This window comes from Amycolatopsis sp. NPDC089917, assembly GCF_040684635.1.
In the GTDB taxonomy this organism is placed as follows: domain Bacteria; phylum Actinomycetota; class Actinomycetes; order Mycobacteriales; family Pseudonocardiaceae; genus Amycolatopsis.
This window is the reverse complement of record NZ_JBFBGL010000026.1, coordinates 32,879-48,853: the sequence shown is the minus strand read 5'-3', so window position 1 is coordinate 48,853 and position 15,975 is coordinate 32,879. Positions and strand designations below refer to the sequence as shown.

Below are 15,975 nucleotides of genomic sequence, written 5' to 3'. Positions count from 1 at the left end.
CCCGAAACCTCGCATTGCGGGCTAGTGAGCAGGCAGAATGCCAAGATGTTGGATCTCGTGCACGAAGCCTGCTCTCGGCTTGGCCTCGTACCCGCACGGGCTCTCGTGCAGGGCGGGCAGAAGCAGGTGCATGTCGTGACTCAGCCCGACGGCGCGGAGAGCGTGCTCAAGCTCATCGACCTCGGCCTGGCCGCGGATCCCGCGGCGCTCGAGCGAGCGCGACGAGAGGTTGATTTACTCAAGAGCATCGACCATCCCAACGTTGTGGCGGTCAGCTCCGACCTCCACCTGCTGGGCGATCCTCCCTCTGCCGCCTTCTGGCTTGAGAAGTTCCTCGACGGGACGGATCTTCGGTACGGGGGTTCTGACTGGCCCGTCGAGCACCTGCTTGCGCTGGGCCGGGACGTCGCCGCTGGGCTCGGGGCTCTTCATGCGCGGAAGGTCATCCACCGGGACCTGAGTCCAGGTAACGTCCAGCGACTCGCATCCGGGAGGTTCGTGGTGATGGACCCCGGTTTCGCTAAGCACACCCTACGAAGCGTTCTGACCGTGGGCGGGCAGCCGGGCACCCGTGGGTACATGACTCCGGAGCACCTCCAGGCGTACTCGGGCGCACCCACCGCCGCCTCCGACGTCTTCGGGTGTTGCGCGCTGGTCTACTCGGCCGCGACTGGGAACTCCCCTGTGCCCTATAAGGGCGATGACTTCGAGTATCTCAGGCGCCTGCGGACGGCCGAGCACATCCCGCTCGGGGCCTCTCGCCCTGGCCTCCCGGACGGCCTCATAGCCGTGATCGAGCGGGGGCTGCATCCCCAACCGGCGCGTCGCTATCGCAATGGCGACGCGCTGATGCGCGCGTTCGAGGAGGCGTGATGGGGGTATTTCTCGGCGACACCGCGCGCAACACACTGATCAAGTGGACCACGAACGCGGTCAAGGCCAGATACGCGACCGGTGCGTACCTCTCCCCTTTCACCTCCCCTCGGTCCGCCAATGGCTTCAAGCGCTCGGCTCTGGAGACTTCCGAGCAGATCCGAGCGGCCGGCGGCGAATTCTGGTTCGACCCGATGACGTACGCGCTGAACATGCCACGGGCCGGCGACTTCCGCTACTACGACACTTGGGAACTTTGGGATTGCACGCGTGGAAAGCTGTCATCGCGACAGGCCAAGCGCGATCACATCGACCGCGTCTACGCCATCCAGAGCGAACTCTCCAGCCCTCTCCTCGCTTCGTCGTTGCTCGTGTCGTACCCGGACAGTCCGATGAGCCAGGACGCGCTCGAGCTCAGTGAGGAGGCGGTAACCGCCGCGCCTTCCGCGTGGCTCACGGTGGCCGGCGACCTCCAATTCTGGGGTGCCGGTGCTGAGCTCGACGCGCACATCGGCGCGCTCGATCAGCTGGAGCCAGCCGGCTGGCTACTCGTCGTGGCGCGATCGGACAACTCGATGCCGCCCCGCGCGAGCGCCGAGGAAGTATTCGGACTGATGCGGACGACCTTCGCGCTCAGCCAGGACAAGCCGGTACGCGTCGCCTTCGGCGATTTGGCAGCACTTCCCGCGGTCGCCGCCGGGGCGGAAGCCATCGGAACCGGCTGGGACCTCCGCCAGCGAATCTGCGTCTACCAGGACTTCGAAGAACGAGGAAGTGACCAGGACGGCGGCGGCTGGTATCAGCGGCCCACACTCCTCGGTCTCATGGGCGGCCTCACGAAGGGTGAGTACAGCACGCTGGCCTCGGAATCTCCCACACTGGCGACCAGTCTGTCACCGGGAGACATAGGTCCCAAACCCGAACAAGCCTTTCACCATCACGCGATGCTTTTGACGAAGATCGTCAATGAGCTCAACGATCTCGCCGGCCGAGACCGGGTCGACGCGCTCCGACGGCGTTATACGGAGGCCCGGCCGGATTGGACAGAAGTCAGACGAATCACCGGTGCGAAGATCGGCGCCGACCGTTGGATCAAGCCGTTCCTCGACGGTCTCGACCTGTTCGCGGCCTCAGAAGGCTGGGTGTGACTACGGCGCCACTGCGTACAGGTGCTCGAAGCCCCAAAGCCTCTTCGCCGACGCGGGCCGTCGCGCGCGCGGGCGCACGGTCCACCCGGACCGTGAGTAGAGACCCCCTCCATCCAGCGCGACACGCTCGGCCGCACGTCTCTCCGCAACCGGTCCGACGTCGCCCAGCAGTACGACGTAGTTGTTCGCCCATGTCCGATACGCCCGTCCCTGCAGCACGGCCTTCTGCCAATCCTTGACCTTCGCTTCGAGCGCGAAGAGGCAACCGCAAGGCACCAGTGCGGGATTGACCTTATGGGCGCTGCCTGAGGTGGTCTCGATCGCGTTCGCCCGTTCAAGGCGGGCCAGTACCGGATCAAGTACGGGGCGCGACCACCCGATCCGCCGTCCGACCGTCGCCGATGAGAGCGGTTGCCCGGGGTGAAGCGCGGAAAGTACCAAGCAATCGGCCTCGGCGAGGATCGGGGGAACGCCTGCCGCTCTGCGTGCGCGCAGCCACTCCTGTCCCCCGGCCAAGGCTACGAAGTCGGGAAGACCCAGCGGGCTGCGCATCTCTGGGATCAAGAGCACGTCATCCGCCACACCTGGGAGGGTCGCGGCCGCGGTCGAGGCGAGACCATGCAGCGACAACTCGGCCTGTGGCTCGAACCGACGACCTCCGAGTGAGGAGACCGGTGTTACTACTGTGACGCTGCGCACGACCACCTCTCCCCGCTTCTCCTCGACCTGGCTGCTGCGGGAACCCCGCGGCGCCCTATGCGAAACACGACTGTCTCACTCCACCAAGCCAACCACAGCGTCGGGTGGCAAGGACACTTCCACCACCGACATCGTTGCCTGAACGGACGACCAGGTACCTGATTCCGCAACTCGGGCGGTCGTGAAACCACGCCATCGGTGAGCCTGGGAGCCCTCTATCCGCAGAGCCGCTGAGCAGGCAGGTTCCGCTATGGTGAACCAGGCTCGTCCAGCGACCCCGGTCGAATATTCGTGTCCGTTCCCGACCAGTTGACCGCCCAGGTCGGCTACGGTTTCGACCGCCTGGACGGAGACGTCAAGCTGACCGAACAGGACCACGTGCTCTGCGGACAGCGGGTCGCGGCTTCTCTGGGACATCGACAGGCCCCCACTCTGCCGTCGGCGATTGCCAGGAACGCGGTGGCGCCGACGGTGACAGGCGTCTGCCCGGGGACGAGTTCAAGAAGGCGATTGTGGAGTACTGGTCCAACACCGATCCGGATGCTCCGGGGAACTGGCGGATCGGCCGCCCTGACCGCGCACCAGGCCAGACTTGGTCACGTGCGAACCGACGAAGGTCTCTCCACACTCAATTGTGTGAGAAAAGCCCGTGGTCGATCTCCACCGATTCCGACGAACAGCCCAAATCTGCCGACAACGATCCATACGGGACAAGATCTTGAACGCGGTGCGCGCACCCACTGCCAAGGTCGTCTTCCGCCACGCTCTCCCACAGTGGACCTCACCGTCTCAGCCACCTGTTCACTCCTCTTCCCGGTCTTCCTCCACCGGGCCGAAATACTCGTCGGCCTTCTTCGCCAAGTGCATCGGCAACGGTCGAGCAAGCGGCGCATAGTCGTCGTGAAAACGTAACTGGTGGGTCAATGCCGCCCAGGGGACGGGATCCTCGTCCGGATTGCTGCCCCCCAATACGGTGAGTTCGAGGCACTGCGGGTTCCACGCGGTCGTCGTCGGTCTCGCCGGCCACTCATCGCTCCGTTCGAACTTCCGGAGGTTTCGGGCGATCTTCGGCGAACTCGATGGTACGTCGGCTGTGCTTGCGAAGACTCGGTTTTCCTGACCCGCTCCTTTCGGCTTCCACAAGCCGCTAGCGAAACCAGGGGTTCTCTCGGCGGGCGCATACCATTGCGGAACCTCTTCTCGATTGTTTCGGTCCCGAATCAGCACGACGCGAAGTCGTGGGCCGAACGCGGCCAGCCGCTGGTTCGGGAGCCCCGTGAAACTGAGATGCCCCTCGACCAGCTGTTGGTTGCCCAGCGAAGGCCAGGAGTCCCGTAAGTTGGGTGAGTTCACGAGCAGCAACGTCGGCCGGTCCCGACAGCCGAAAAGGATCGTTCGGATCCGGCTCTGGATCTCCGCTCCCCGGTCCTCCGAATCGCGGCTTACCGAAGCAAGGGATAGCAGCAATTCCGGATAAGGCACCCAGGCCTGCTGTTCGTCCGACCAGCCGCAGACGGGGAGATGTGTGTCGTTCGGCCGGATCCGCACCGCGACGAGTCGGCAGCCCGCCCACGCGCCCTGATCACGACGATTCCTTCGCACTGCCCATAGGGCCACATATTGCACGTCGGGCTCGACCGCCGAGCCTGCCCGATGGACGGGAACGGTACTGGCCCCGAGCTGGCGAAAACCATCAGTCCAGGCCGCGGCGGCGCGGACGTCGACGTCCGCGGTCTTGTGGTCCGCCACCTGGATGAACTGGGTGAGCCGCCGAGTATCGGCGAAGCCCAGCCGCAGAGCTCCCTTGGGGTCCGTTCCGGGTACCTGGAACCGAGTGGCTCGCGGAATCTCGATCAGTGCGAGGCCGGGTACACCGGTTCGTCGGGAAAATTGCGCGGCCACCGCGGCCCGGCGGAACCGAATGGCTTTGTCGACCGCTGCAGGGTCATCGGAGTCCACACTCAGTGCATTGCACATCGATCCGGCATCGGACAGATGGAGCTCGACATCCAGACCGTCGATCGACCAGCGCAGCACCTCGCCCGAGTTCCCGCCGGCCGAATCCAGGCCAAGGAGGTACGCGAACTGGCGCACCAGACTCTTTCGCGTCTCCGGATACAACGTCACGACGTCGACACGCAAGGGCTCGCCGTCGCACGCGGCGCGCAGCGCGGCACGCCGGGCCGCGGCCGCATCGCCCCGCACCTGGGCGCTACGCACGGGGTCCTTCTTGTTCGCCTTCGGCAGGAGAACAGGCTTGGCAGCCCGAGCCGCCCGAACCAGGTCCGGCACCCGCCGGAAGTGCGGAGCCATCCCCTCCGCGACCCATTCGTCGAGCATGGCCCGTTCGCCGGGCATCAGCCCGGGCCCTACCATGTGCTTGCCCATCGCCGTGCTGTGCACGACACCAGCAGCGAGTTCAGGCCCGTCAATCCACGTCTGCGGGGCGGCGACGATCTCCTTTGGCTCCGGATACTGCCGGACCAGGTCGAGGTCCTTGATGATGCCGATCGAGGAACGCCGATGCCAAACGTGCCGCCCTGTCCAGCTTTCGTACCTGATGCTGTTGTGCACCAAGCGAGAGCGCACTTGCTGCTTGTCCTCGTCCCAGGGGAACGGTGCATCCAGAAGTACGGATGCACCGCGCCCGGAGGGCAACCACACCGGCGCGGAAGTCGACCATCGCCGGATCCCGTATGACATGTGGATTCGGAATTTCGAAGCAAACGGAACGGTGTGCATTGAAATCCCGATCCGCACTGAGTAGCGATGTTCGACACCCCCGTCGCGATACCGCTCAGGCGGCCATGAGACGAGCTCCGCTCCTTGATCCTGGCTGACCACTCGGAAGCGGCTTTCTCCCTTGAACGGTTTGGCGGCGAGGCGCAGCGCCAGCAGCTCGGGCAAAAGGTGGTAGAGCCGCCGCTCCGGCGCGGAAGTTCCGCCTGCCGACGACGCAGCACCCGTCAGTTCTACCGGACAGTCGACCCACTCCATGCGGGTCGTCCGAACCGCGTCGAGCACTCGAACCAGCGCCTCCTGATGCTCAGCTTCTGGGCGTAGGTCGGTTATCCAGCTGAGAAACGCCGGGAGGATGACCTCGGCGGGCAGTTCTTCCTTGGCATAGATCCACGGAACCGATGGATCAGCGACCGCTCCTCGCCCGGTAGCCACCACACCGGGCGCGACCGCCCGCAGCAAGCTGCCGAACCTCCGGATCGGCAGGCCTACGAACGGCTCCCGACCGCGCCATCCGAGGGCATGAAGATCGGTCAATTCTTCTCGCCACTGCTCACTGAAGGTAAGCACATGGAAGTTCTCGACCCAGGCGTTGTCGTCAGGCTCGTAGGCGCACAATCTGATCAAAGAATGCATGTCGGCTCCTCTGCGGACAGACAACGTTCCAGCGCGCCCCAAAGTGGGCCGTAGAGCGCTTTCGCGAGACACTTTTCCTGCGCCTTTGATGGATCCGGATCGACCAGGTACTCCCCGAGCACCGCGCGGATGCTGTAGAGAAGGCTGGTTTTCGGCGTTTCCTCTCCGGGGCGGCCCGCTGCGTGTTCAGGGGCGAACGCCGCGTCTACGAAGACGACACGGGCCGGGACTCCTCCGCGCACGAGCCTGCCTATCACCTGCCAGATCAGTACTAGCAAGTCCCAGGTGATACTGGCACGATCGGAGCCCAGCGCCGACCAGCCGAGAGACCGCGCCAGGGCTCGGAACCACTGCTTCCGCCCTTCCCCGAGAACCGTTGTGGCGCCATCGTCCAGAGTTGGGGCGGCCTCCATCGTCCGCTGAAAGCGGCCGTCCTCAAGATAGCGGACAATCCAGTCGTTGACCGTGTGCACTGCGAGTCCGAGATCGTCCGGCCGAGGGTTCGGTCGCGCGAGGAAGTACACGGTCCCAATCGCGGCGACGCCGTCGAAGTTCAGGATATTGTGCCCTCGCTCGACAGCGAGCAAGGGTGCTACAAGTATCTCAGCGTGCGTACGGGCAAGCGTCTCGATATCGCCACGGCGCAAGATCGGGGCGTGCCGCTCGCTCATCATCGTTCCGGCGACTGTTTCGTCGTCGTCGGAGACCAACCGGACGACTCTTCCTTGCCACCGCGGGCGCAGCCTGTGCAGGGTGTCCGCTACGAATTGCGCCTCCTCGTAGCTGCCGACGAGGAGCAGGACGCGGCGCCTTGCGTCGGGAAGACCGCGCAGTTCACGATCAAGGATACTCGCGTCATGGTCCTGTTCGCCGAGCCTGGTCACCATCTTACACAGGATCTCGAACCGATCGTCGAGGTCGGCCCCGGACAACCGCAACGGTTCGCCGCTTACGCTGTCTTGTAGGAACTCGACGCGTGCATCGATCCCGGAAGTCAGGGCATCGACGTGTACCTCCGGTGGCAGCAATACGATCCCGACCGGGACCGGGATGTGGTACCGGCTTGAGAGGCCCGCCCAGCTGCTTCCCGACATCAGCAGAACATTGGTTCCGGGCCGGCCGTCGGTCTCCGGAATGCCCGGCATGACACGAAGGAGCTCCCTGCCGACCCCGCTACAGCGGAAGTAGCGCAGCTCCCCACTCTGCACCCCGGGCCGCGGTGGCCCGTCGAGAATGAAGCGGAACCCGAGAACATTACCCATCGGAGCTTCCGGCACCAACGGGGCGTAGTCCGCGGGCCGCTGGTACATCTCGTTGAAAGCGAGTTTCAGCACTGACTCGACCCGCGGCCACATCCAGTTCATCTGAGCAAGCTTGGGTTCCAGCACGGACAACACCAGTGTGAACTCGAATTGACGACACTGCTCGGAAAGCCACAGCTCAGGGTCCGGCTGCGATTCGTCATCGTCGAACTTAGCCTGCCGCTCGGCAAGTTCTTTATGTAGATCGAACATCTCGATCACTTGTCGACGCAGCTTCTCCCGAGTTGCCGTCTGGTGGCCAGTGGTGAGCAATTCATGGACCAGGCGGGTCAGCTCGGGGACTTCCGGACGTTCGCGATCACCGAACGGATTGTCCCGAAACTTTTCCAACAACTCGATGAGTCCCTTCCGCGCGGTGGCGCCGGGAGGGTCGTCGTGCGGATAGCGTTTCTCCACCATTCGGATCTGCAGCTTCCACGCGCTGAAGTAACCCTTGCTCACCCAGGCCCTGGTCTCTTGCCGACTGACCAGCATGGCGTAGAGCCGATCCGTCGCCGCGGTGACCGTGTTGATCGCCGCGGTCCAATCTTCGACGTCCCGATCGGACAGCTGCGTGCGCGCTCCTTCGGAAAGTTCCCGGATCCTGTGCGTGTTGACCTCGTCGAGCAGCGATCTGTCGCCTGAGCCGCCGACCAGCGGAGCTGCTTGCGCGAACATGCCGTCCAGGTGCATCTGCACCTTGTCGGCCTCGTCGACGATGACGAGATCACTGCGCCTGCAGGCGAGTTCGAGGTACCTGATCCGTTCCGCGTTCTGGGGTCGCGGCACCGTCGCGTCGACAAGTGCGGCAGGCGTCGCGACCCACACCGACGCATTCACCAGATCGTGCGCGCCGTGGTGCCGAGGGCAGCCATGCCAGTACGGACACGCCCGCTCTGTCGACGACCACTCGTACTTGGCCTCGGGCCGTACCGTTCGCGGGTACAGCGCAGTGCACGGGGATTGTGAGAATGGCAGGATCGTGGCCGACCCACCCCGCAGTGAGTTCAGCACGCACGACGTGCTCAGGTAGGTGAACCCAGGGTCGTCATGGGCGAGCAGGTGCACGTCGCCGCGGCTGGTCAACCTGCGATGCATTCGCTGCGCGTGGCGCTGCTTCCCGGAGAAACCGAGGATCGGGGCTGCCGCATCGGCTCCCAGGTGCGTCTGGTAGAGCTGGACCAGACGCAACGTCTCTGCGACATCTCCGACTACTACAGTCACCCGGTGGCGTCGCTGTGCCAGATGCACGGCGAGCACGTCCCGGAGGGTGCTCTTCCCTGCGCCGACAATACCCAGCAGATGCTGGATCCGGTCGATCTTGAATCGCTTGGCCGAACGGAGCCCTCCTTTTCTCACCGTCCGCAGCCGGACCGAGGCGAGCCGCCGCACCCAATTCTTTCCAGGCTCGACTCGGTCCATCTCAGCGGCGGTGATCAGAAGCTTTCGCCAGGTGACCGAAATCGGGCGACCGGCGCTGACGGGAAGGTGATCGAGGTCGTGTCCAGCCGGCCCCGGAAGCCCGTCGGTGTCTGGCAACTCGACATAGCCGGTCTCCCTGCCCATCGGAAACCGATGCTCTCCATCTCCGGCGGGAGATATCTTGCTTCCCGCGAACGGAGGCGCTGCCTTAAGCAACCTCTCGTAGGCGGTCCATCGATCATCAGCGATACCCTCCGTCGGGAGGCGGGTCGCCGTGCGGTCTTGACTGTCGATTGCGTACGCGCGTACCGACCGGTCGAATCCCCGGTAAGTATCAAGTGCCTCTGTCCATGCGGACTTTCTCCGCAACGTCCACAACGAGAATCGCGCGGCTCGGAGCGATCCGGACATGGATCCATTCTTGACAAATCCCCGTGCGGCAACATAGGGGTACCCGCTGAACAGGGTCCACGCACCACTGATCGGCTCCGCAGGAGTAATCTTGCTGTGAAGATAGACGCCAAGCTCTACTTCACAGAGCAACCTCGCTTCATCGAGACGCAGGTTCCCCGCGTCACGCAATTCTTCATAGAAACTTCGCAACACTTTCTGGTGTGCTCTCATCGGAATTCCTTTCCCGAACCGGTCAGGATCTCAAATATTTCGTCGACCGTGCGAATGAGCACTTCCGCACCACCAGGAAGAGCTTCCTGAAACATTTTCCGAAATTCGCCGTCCAGCTGCGGAACAACTGCGATATCAACCTTGTCGACCAACGAGTCTCGCGCCAGGGGGCCTGGCTCAATTCGGTCGTACACTCGGATCACGGCAGGATTCGGCGCGCGGATGGTGTAACAGCCATGGTGGTCTCCGCTAGGGTGCGCGACCACGTGCGCTGTTTTCAGGCCGGTGAGCAGAATTTGCTCCGTCCGCGCAGGCAGAACATGGTAGAGCCGCAGAGCAGGGTGCAGAACCAGCGCGCTTGAAGCGGATACCCTGTTGGTGATGCGCGTCCGACGAGGGCAGGTTTCAGTCTCGCACCAGCTGACGAGCTCGTAGTCGGGATGCTCGCTGCGCGCCAAGAGTCCGCACGTCGGACACAACGCGATCTTCCCGCGCACGATCCACTCCTCTGGAGCGGGGAGGTAGCAGTCCTTCACGGCTTTCAACGCCGGAATCATCCGCGGATCTTTCATTAGCACCGTGCGTGATGTCTCCGAAGTGATCAGCACGTGGGAAGCCAAGACCGCTCGACGGCGTCGAGCTTCCTCGTCAGGAATGTCCGCCACGACCTCCGCCACGATTCGGTCCGAAACCGCCGACCAGCCGCCAACCTCCGTACAGGTTCGAGTCCGGACCCGCTGCACAGGATGCACGAGAGACTGAACGATCAGATCGACGCCTCGTATCGGTTCCCGCCCGGACGCCGTGAGGTCGACGCACCAGCCGATCAACTCAGGCAGGCTCGAGGGTGGAGTAAGTCCGGAGTGCAGGCACTCTCGGACTATCAGGTCCAGAACATACTGTGCTTCTTTGGGGTATGGCGGAATCGCACGTGCGGCGCCGGCAAGATGAGAGAGCGCGAGGACACCGCGCGCGAGATGCTCCAGCATCGACGACGACATCAGGACGCCGCCTCCACGCCAGTACTACGAGCCGAACACCACCGTGCCACTTCACATCGTCGGCAGTGTGGCCCAGGAACCGCGACGAACTGATCATCGGCATGCCAGGGGGCGAACAGTTTCACGACTGTTTCCCGAGCGAGCTGTCGCACTTCGCTATTCCGCGGATCGAAGGTGAGCAGATCCGCCCCGGCAGGGCGCAGAATCTCGAGCTCGATCCGTTCGATGCCCAACTCCGGTACGGTATCCGCTAACGCCACGGCCAGTGCCAATTGCGGGTACCTTCCGAACCACGACAGGGACCGTGAGAACCGGCCCCGTGACGTCTTGGTCTCACGCCATACCCAGGTTTCCCCATCGTGATAGAGCAAATCCGGTTTGGCGAGGACGACGGTGTCGGCGTCGGGATCCTCGTACACCAGGTCTGGTTCCACGCGCATCGACGTCGCCTGCGGAGCAGGGCACACCGCGGCGTGATTACGCAGGAGGAGGGCACCGAGTTCCTGTTCCTCGCAGGTCAGCACGAACTCGTCAGGCACCCAGTCCTTCGGGACGCTAGGTGTACACGAGACCAACGAATCGGCGTGCTTGACTTCGAGATATCGGTGGATCGCCCGCCCCCGTTCGGCGGAATCCGACCGCTCGACGTGCTGATCCGCAGGAAGTCGCTGCCGCCGTGCGTACTCTCGCGCCGGGCACTGCTCGTAGTTGCGGGCGGAAGTAGCCGACCATGCCCGTCGTGGGCGCGACCTGTCACGCACCCCCAGCAAACCCGGCGACTTCTGCAAGGCCGGGCAGACCACGGCGAACGAACAGTCGCGACACGACGAGCCTGGCCGGTACTCCAGAGGGTGGGACCGGTCCACGAGCGCCGCGAGCTCTGCCTTCCCCGCGCGCTCGTACAGCGCTAGCGCCGAGTCTCGGGAACCGTCGAACAGAAGTGCCGAGACTCCATCCGCCATGCCGAACTGACGGATCCTGACCCGCTCCGGGAGTGGCCCGGGCTCACCCGCCGCGAGCACACACGCCGCCACGGAGATCTCCGCGTCGGTACGCACGCGCCCACCAGCTCTGTGGACCGGCAGGCGCAACTCCCTCAGCCGGCCGTCCATCGAGTGATAACGCCTGCCCCAAGCTCCGATCCGGTACTCATCGGCGCCTCGCGCGTCGGGTACGCGCAGTTCGTGCTTGAGTCGCCAGGCGCGCCCCTGGTACGGGACGGTATCCCCAGACCGGACCGGGAACTCGGCGAGATACTGGGTGACCGCATGTATCGTCCAGTTCTTGACCGAGTCGTGCACGCTCGCACAGGACAGAACGGCGTCGAACGCGGCATCGCGGGTACGGCCGTTTCCTTCCATCAAATCCAGTACTCGCATGAAAGGACCAGACGGAAAGTTCTGCAATGCTTCGGCTTTGTCGTGCACCTCGGCCGACGGGCGGAGCCCGGGACGTGCGTCGAGCGCGTCCCTGGCCGGGCACCGGTAACGGCCTGGCCCGAGCATTCCGATCGAGACTTTGATCAGGCTTGGGTCTCCGGTCACCCCGGCAGGGAAGGGCCGGTGCGGCATGGGTATATCCCTTCGTGAGAAAATAAGATGGTGTTGCATCCAGGGCAGAAGATTCACGGGCGCTACGTGATCCGGAAATACCTCAACGAGGGTGCTTCCGGAATCGTCTATTCCGTCAAGGACGAGGAATCTAGCCAGGATCTCGTCCTGAAGATCCAACATCCCCGTTTTCTGGAGACTTCGGCAACATATGAAGGATTTTCCGCGGCGCTACATGATGAAGTCCGGACGGCGGCCGAACTGAATCAGGTACGCGGCTTGCTCCGGCCATTGGACAAGGGAACGCACGACGGCCGTGCGTACTACGTCATGCCCGACGTCCAAGGCTGCGACCTCGAATCTTATGCCGAAACGGAGGGAACGGTCAGTTCAACCCGCACCGCCGCGATCATCGCCCAGCTAAGCCGGACACTCGGGGAGGTACACTCTCACGGTTGGGTGCACCAGGACATCAAGCTGGATAACGCGCTCATGGGACATGACGGCAGAGTCTGGCTGATCGATCTCGGGCTGGCCGTTCCTTCCGGAGCCGGCGGTGAACCCGCCGGAACACCTGGCTATGCCGCTCCGGAAATCCTGGAGGGCGAAGTGAGTTCCGCGCGGTCGGACATCTTCTCGCTGGGCTGCGTGCTCTTTCGACTGGCAATCAGGCGATTTCCTTTCGACAATGAGACAGGATGGAGTTTTCCTCCAGCCCCACCGTTCACCGATGACAGCGACCGGGCCCTCGCCGCGCTTGATCCGACCCTGCGAGCGCTCGGGTTGTGGATGATCGAGTGGAATCCGGATGACCGTCCGCAGGGACCGCAGGAGATCGAAGCCGAGCTCCGGCGAATCCTTCCCACGGGCGATGTCCCACCGGCGCCGGCAAGAGAGCCGGATCCTGTGCTCGCGTACTGGCGTTTGGCTTACCGTGGGGCGTGACGCATGCCGCGCATCCGATCCACGTTCGCCATTCCGGGCTCATCTCCTAGTTTCTGATACAGGATCCGAGCGCGATCGAGTGCTTGTGAGCCTTCTACGGCGCGGCCATCCGTTCTCAGGACTTCGGCGAGCATCAAGAGCGTTCGGGCCTCGTGACTGTCGCGAGAGATACTGCGGTACAACGAAACGGAAAGATCGTACGCGGCCGCTGCCTTGGCTAGTTCGGTCCGTACTTGATGGACTTTGCCGAGCAGAGCCATCGCGCCCGCCCGGCCATTGCGATCGCCCGACTGTTCATACCGCCTGATCGACTCCTCACTGGCTCGCTCGGCCGTTTCCAGGTCGCCCATGGCAAGCGCCGCTTCCCCTCCGCCCCGGATCGCTTCTGCCTCGCCCTGCAAATCGCCGATCACGGAGAAGATCGAAACAGCCTTCTCATACTCGATGCCGGCTGCTATGTTCTCGTCTTGCTCAAGGTGCAAAGCGGCCAGGCCGACATGACCATAGGCGACACCGCGCGCGTCCCCCGCCTTTTCACTCAACTCGATGGCACGTCGCTGAGTCTCCTTCGACCCGCTGTAGTTTCGCAGGTTCCACCGGGAGCCGGCCAGCATCCGGTAGACCATGGCTTGGTCCCGAAGAGACGCCACGCGCTCCGCCGCCGCGGCCGCGGGAATCAGGTAGGCCTCGGCGTCGGCGAACCGGCTCCGCCGCCATTGGTAGGTCAACAGGGCCATTTCCAGCAACCACACGTAGCGGTCCGCGCCCAGCGCCTCGGCCAGTCGCAGAACCGCGGTCGCCGTCTCGTACTCCAGGTCCAGTCTTCTCATGGCGTCCTCCTCATCGACCGGTTGAACCAGCCCCTCTGGAAGAACGATCGGTACATCCCTGCCGGGAACGAGCACTCGATCGCAAGCCCACGTGTAGTGGAGAAGGAACTCGAACGTCCGTTCCCTGCTCTTGCTCAGCAGCTCGTCCGGCAGCATCTCGGCCGTTTCGACGGCGTAGTCCCGAACCAGATCGTGCATCGCGTACCGGTCGGCCGCCGGCTGTTCGAGGAGGTGCGCGGCCACCAGCTCATCCACCTCCGTAACGCTTTCGCGCCCCAGCAACGCCGAGACCGCGGTCTTGCTGATGGTCGGCCCCGGATGACACGGCAGTAGAGCCAGCAGTTCAGCCGCGCCGACGCTGAGCCCACGACACGAGTACGACAACGCGACTCGTACGTCGAGATCGAGCTCGCGGTCAAGCTCCAGTACGTCAAGGCGATTCCGGGCTTGGCGGAGCTCGGCAAGTGTGTCGGACACGGCGCTCACCTGACGGCGGGCCCGCGCACCGACGATGGTCAAAGCCAGCGGCAGCCGGCCGACCAGTTCGGAGATCTCCGCCACCACAGGGGCCAGCTCGGGTTTCGCGGGCTGGGCCAGTGCGGCGTTGAACAGCGTCCCGGCCGTCGGCGAATCAAGTGGTTCAAGCTTAATCGGATAGGCGTCCGCACGAACTGTCAGACCATCCAGGCGATTCCGGCTCGTGACGATGGCCGCTGATCCGAGCCCTGGCAACAGAGGATCGGCCTGTGCCGCGTCTCGGGCATCATCGAGCACGACCAAGACTCTTCGGTCCGCGGTCACCGTGCGGAACCTGCTGATCAGCCCGTCGAGCGTGGTCGTCTCCACGACGACACCGAGATCCGCCAGCATCCGGGTCAGGATCTGCGTTGGCCTTTCCGGGGGGATCCGACTGTAGCCGTGCAGGTCCGCGTATAATACGCCGCCGGGGAAATTTCGACTGAATTCTCGCGCCCAAGCGCAGGCAAGAAGAGTCTTCCCGACGCCGGCCATCCCCACGATCAGCGCGACCCCGGACCCGGTGCCGAGCAAGGTGCGACAGAGAAACTGATGCTCGACGGCCCGGCCGACGAGCGAAGGCTGGTGCCCAGGCAGCTGCCGCGGGACAGGGGAATCGAGAGAACGATCCACGCCGGCGACGGCCACCGAGGCACCCTCTGGCCATCCGCGGATACCTGCGTCAACCGGAGCTTGCGCCACGAGCTCCTTGATCCCTTTGTCCTCAGGCCACAGTTCGAGCGCTTCGCGCGCAACGCCGGGAAAGTCGGTAAAGTCTCGACAGTCGAGCATCGACGTCAAGTAGTCGAACATCGCACTTCGTCGGCTCTTCTGCAACACAGCCCTTTCGCGGCTGAGGTCGAAGTCCGTCCAGCAGGTGTCCAAGAGCGGATCTCCCCGCCATTCACGCAGCGCCGCACGCAACCGGTCCAGCCGATCCCGACCGGCCACTTGCTTCGCCTCGGTGATCGCCTGCACAAAGCGAAGGTAGTCCACCCATTCGCGCTTCACGACAACACCGCATACTCGATTCTCGTTACTTGGAGAAACCTCCTTCAGGCATTCCTTCAACTTTCGGGTGACATCACGTACTCGATGAGATGGCACGCGCACATGACCTGGCCACAGGCGTTTCCAGATCTCATCGTGAGACATGCGGTTCTGTGGAGCGACAGCAAGAACAAGCAACAGTGCCGCCGCCCTATCCGACCTGAGCGGCCGCGGTTTCCCTTCGACCAGGACAGTGAAGGTCCCAAGTATGCGGATGTCCATGGATTCCTCGTGGCTCCAGATGGCGGGACAGCATCTCGACGTCGAAATTCTTACACGAACCTGACGCGAAGCGACAAGGTTTGACCGTGGGTTGTGCGTGGGTCGCAACCCACGCACAACCCACGGTCAAAACTATCGACCGCCGATGCCTCGCCGTGACAATCTGTATATCGAGCCATTGATTTCTGGCTGAAACCAGCAGAATCGCAAAGGAGAATTCGATGTACGAAACTCGCCGGAACCACTTCAGCGTCGAAACCTGCATCATGCCGCGCCGTCCGTCTTGGCCCCCGCAACACGGCCGCCCACCACGTCGTCCGCCGGCACCCCGCAAGCCTCGCACCATGGCAGCCGCATAGATGCCGTCGTGGGCGGGGGGGGGGCGAGAGCACAGCACCCCCACCGCCCCCACCAGGGAG

The 15,975-nt window shown here is 63.8% G+C and carries 9 protein-coding genes; 3 read left to right on the top strand and 6 right to left on the bottom strand.

Annotated features, from left to right (window positions below; all coding sequences use genetic code 11):
• Window positions 1–135 precede the first annotated feature (135 nt).
• Window positions 136–873 (top strand): serine/threonine-protein kinase, encoded by a 738-nt coding sequence (locus tag AB0N89_RS20165; protein WP_364206529.1) that lies wholly within the window; start codon window positions 136–138, stop codon window positions 871–873.
• Window positions 873–2,021 (top strand): hypothetical protein, encoded by a 1,149-nt coding sequence (locus AB0N89_RS20160; RefSeq protein ID WP_364206527.1) that lies wholly within the window; start codon window positions 873–875, stop codon window positions 2,019–2,021. Before AB0N89_RS20165 ends, AB0N89_RS20160 begins: the two co-directional genes overlap by 1 nt.
• Here the strand turns inward: AB0N89_RS20160 and AB0N89_RS20155 are convergent, their stop codons facing one another.
• The 5 genes from AB0N89_RS20155 to AB0N89_RS20135 all read right to left on the bottom strand — a co-directional run bounded on the left by AB0N89_RS20155 (window position 2,022) and on the right by AB0N89_RS20135 (window position 12,014).
• The gene (locus tag AB0N89_RS20155; RefSeq protein WP_364206525.1) at window positions 2,022–2,603 is read right to left on the bottom strand and encodes a hypothetical protein; all 582 of its coding nucleotides are present in this window, start codon (window positions 2,601–2,603) and stop codon (window positions 2,022–2,024) included. It lies immediately after the preceding gene.
• A 918-nt stretch (window positions 2,604–3,521) separates the two neighbouring features.
• Window positions 3,522–6,095, bottom strand: coding sequence for a DUF3962 domain-containing protein (locus AB0N89_RS20150; RefSeq protein WP_364206523.1), 2,574 nt, complete (start codon window positions 6,093–6,095; stop codon window positions 3,522–3,524).
• Window positions 6,083–9,442: a hypothetical protein gene (locus AB0N89_RS20145; RefSeq protein WP_364206521.1), complete on the bottom strand. Its 3,360-nt coding sequence runs from the start codon at window positions 9,440–9,442 to the stop codon at window positions 6,083–6,085. The genes AB0N89_RS20150 and AB0N89_RS20145 overlap by 13 nt, the downstream gene beginning before the upstream one ends.
• Window positions 9,439–10,443 (bottom strand): hypothetical protein, encoded by a 1,005-nt coding sequence (locus AB0N89_RS20140; protein ID WP_364206519.1) that lies wholly within the window; start codon window positions 10,441–10,443, stop codon window positions 9,439–9,441. The genes AB0N89_RS20145 and AB0N89_RS20140 overlap by 4 nt, the downstream gene beginning before the upstream one ends.
• Window positions 10,443–12,014 (bottom strand): PD-(D/E)XK nuclease family protein, encoded by a 1,572-nt coding sequence (locus AB0N89_RS20135; RefSeq protein WP_364206517.1) that lies wholly within the window; start codon window positions 12,012–12,014, stop codon window positions 10,443–10,445. The genes AB0N89_RS20140 and AB0N89_RS20135 overlap by 1 nt, the downstream gene beginning before the upstream one ends.
• Window positions 12,015–12,041: 27 nt before the next feature.
• Here AB0N89_RS20135 and AB0N89_RS20130 point away from each other — a divergent pair, with 27 nt between their 5' ends.
• A complete protein-coding gene (locus tag AB0N89_RS20130; protein ID WP_364206515.1) occupies window positions 12,042–12,938 on the top strand; it encodes a serine/threonine-protein kinase in 897 nt (298 codons plus the stop codon).
• On the opposite strand, the gene AB0N89_RS20125 is transcribed toward AB0N89_RS20130, so the two are convergent.
• Window positions 12,923–15,295 (bottom strand): NB-ARC domain-containing protein, encoded by a 2,373-nt coding sequence (locus AB0N89_RS20125; RefSeq protein ID WP_364206513.1) that lies wholly within the window; start codon window positions 15,293–15,295, stop codon window positions 12,923–12,925. The genes AB0N89_RS20130 and AB0N89_RS20125 overlap by 16 nt on opposite strands.
• Window positions 15,296–15,975: the final 680 nt, after the last annotated feature.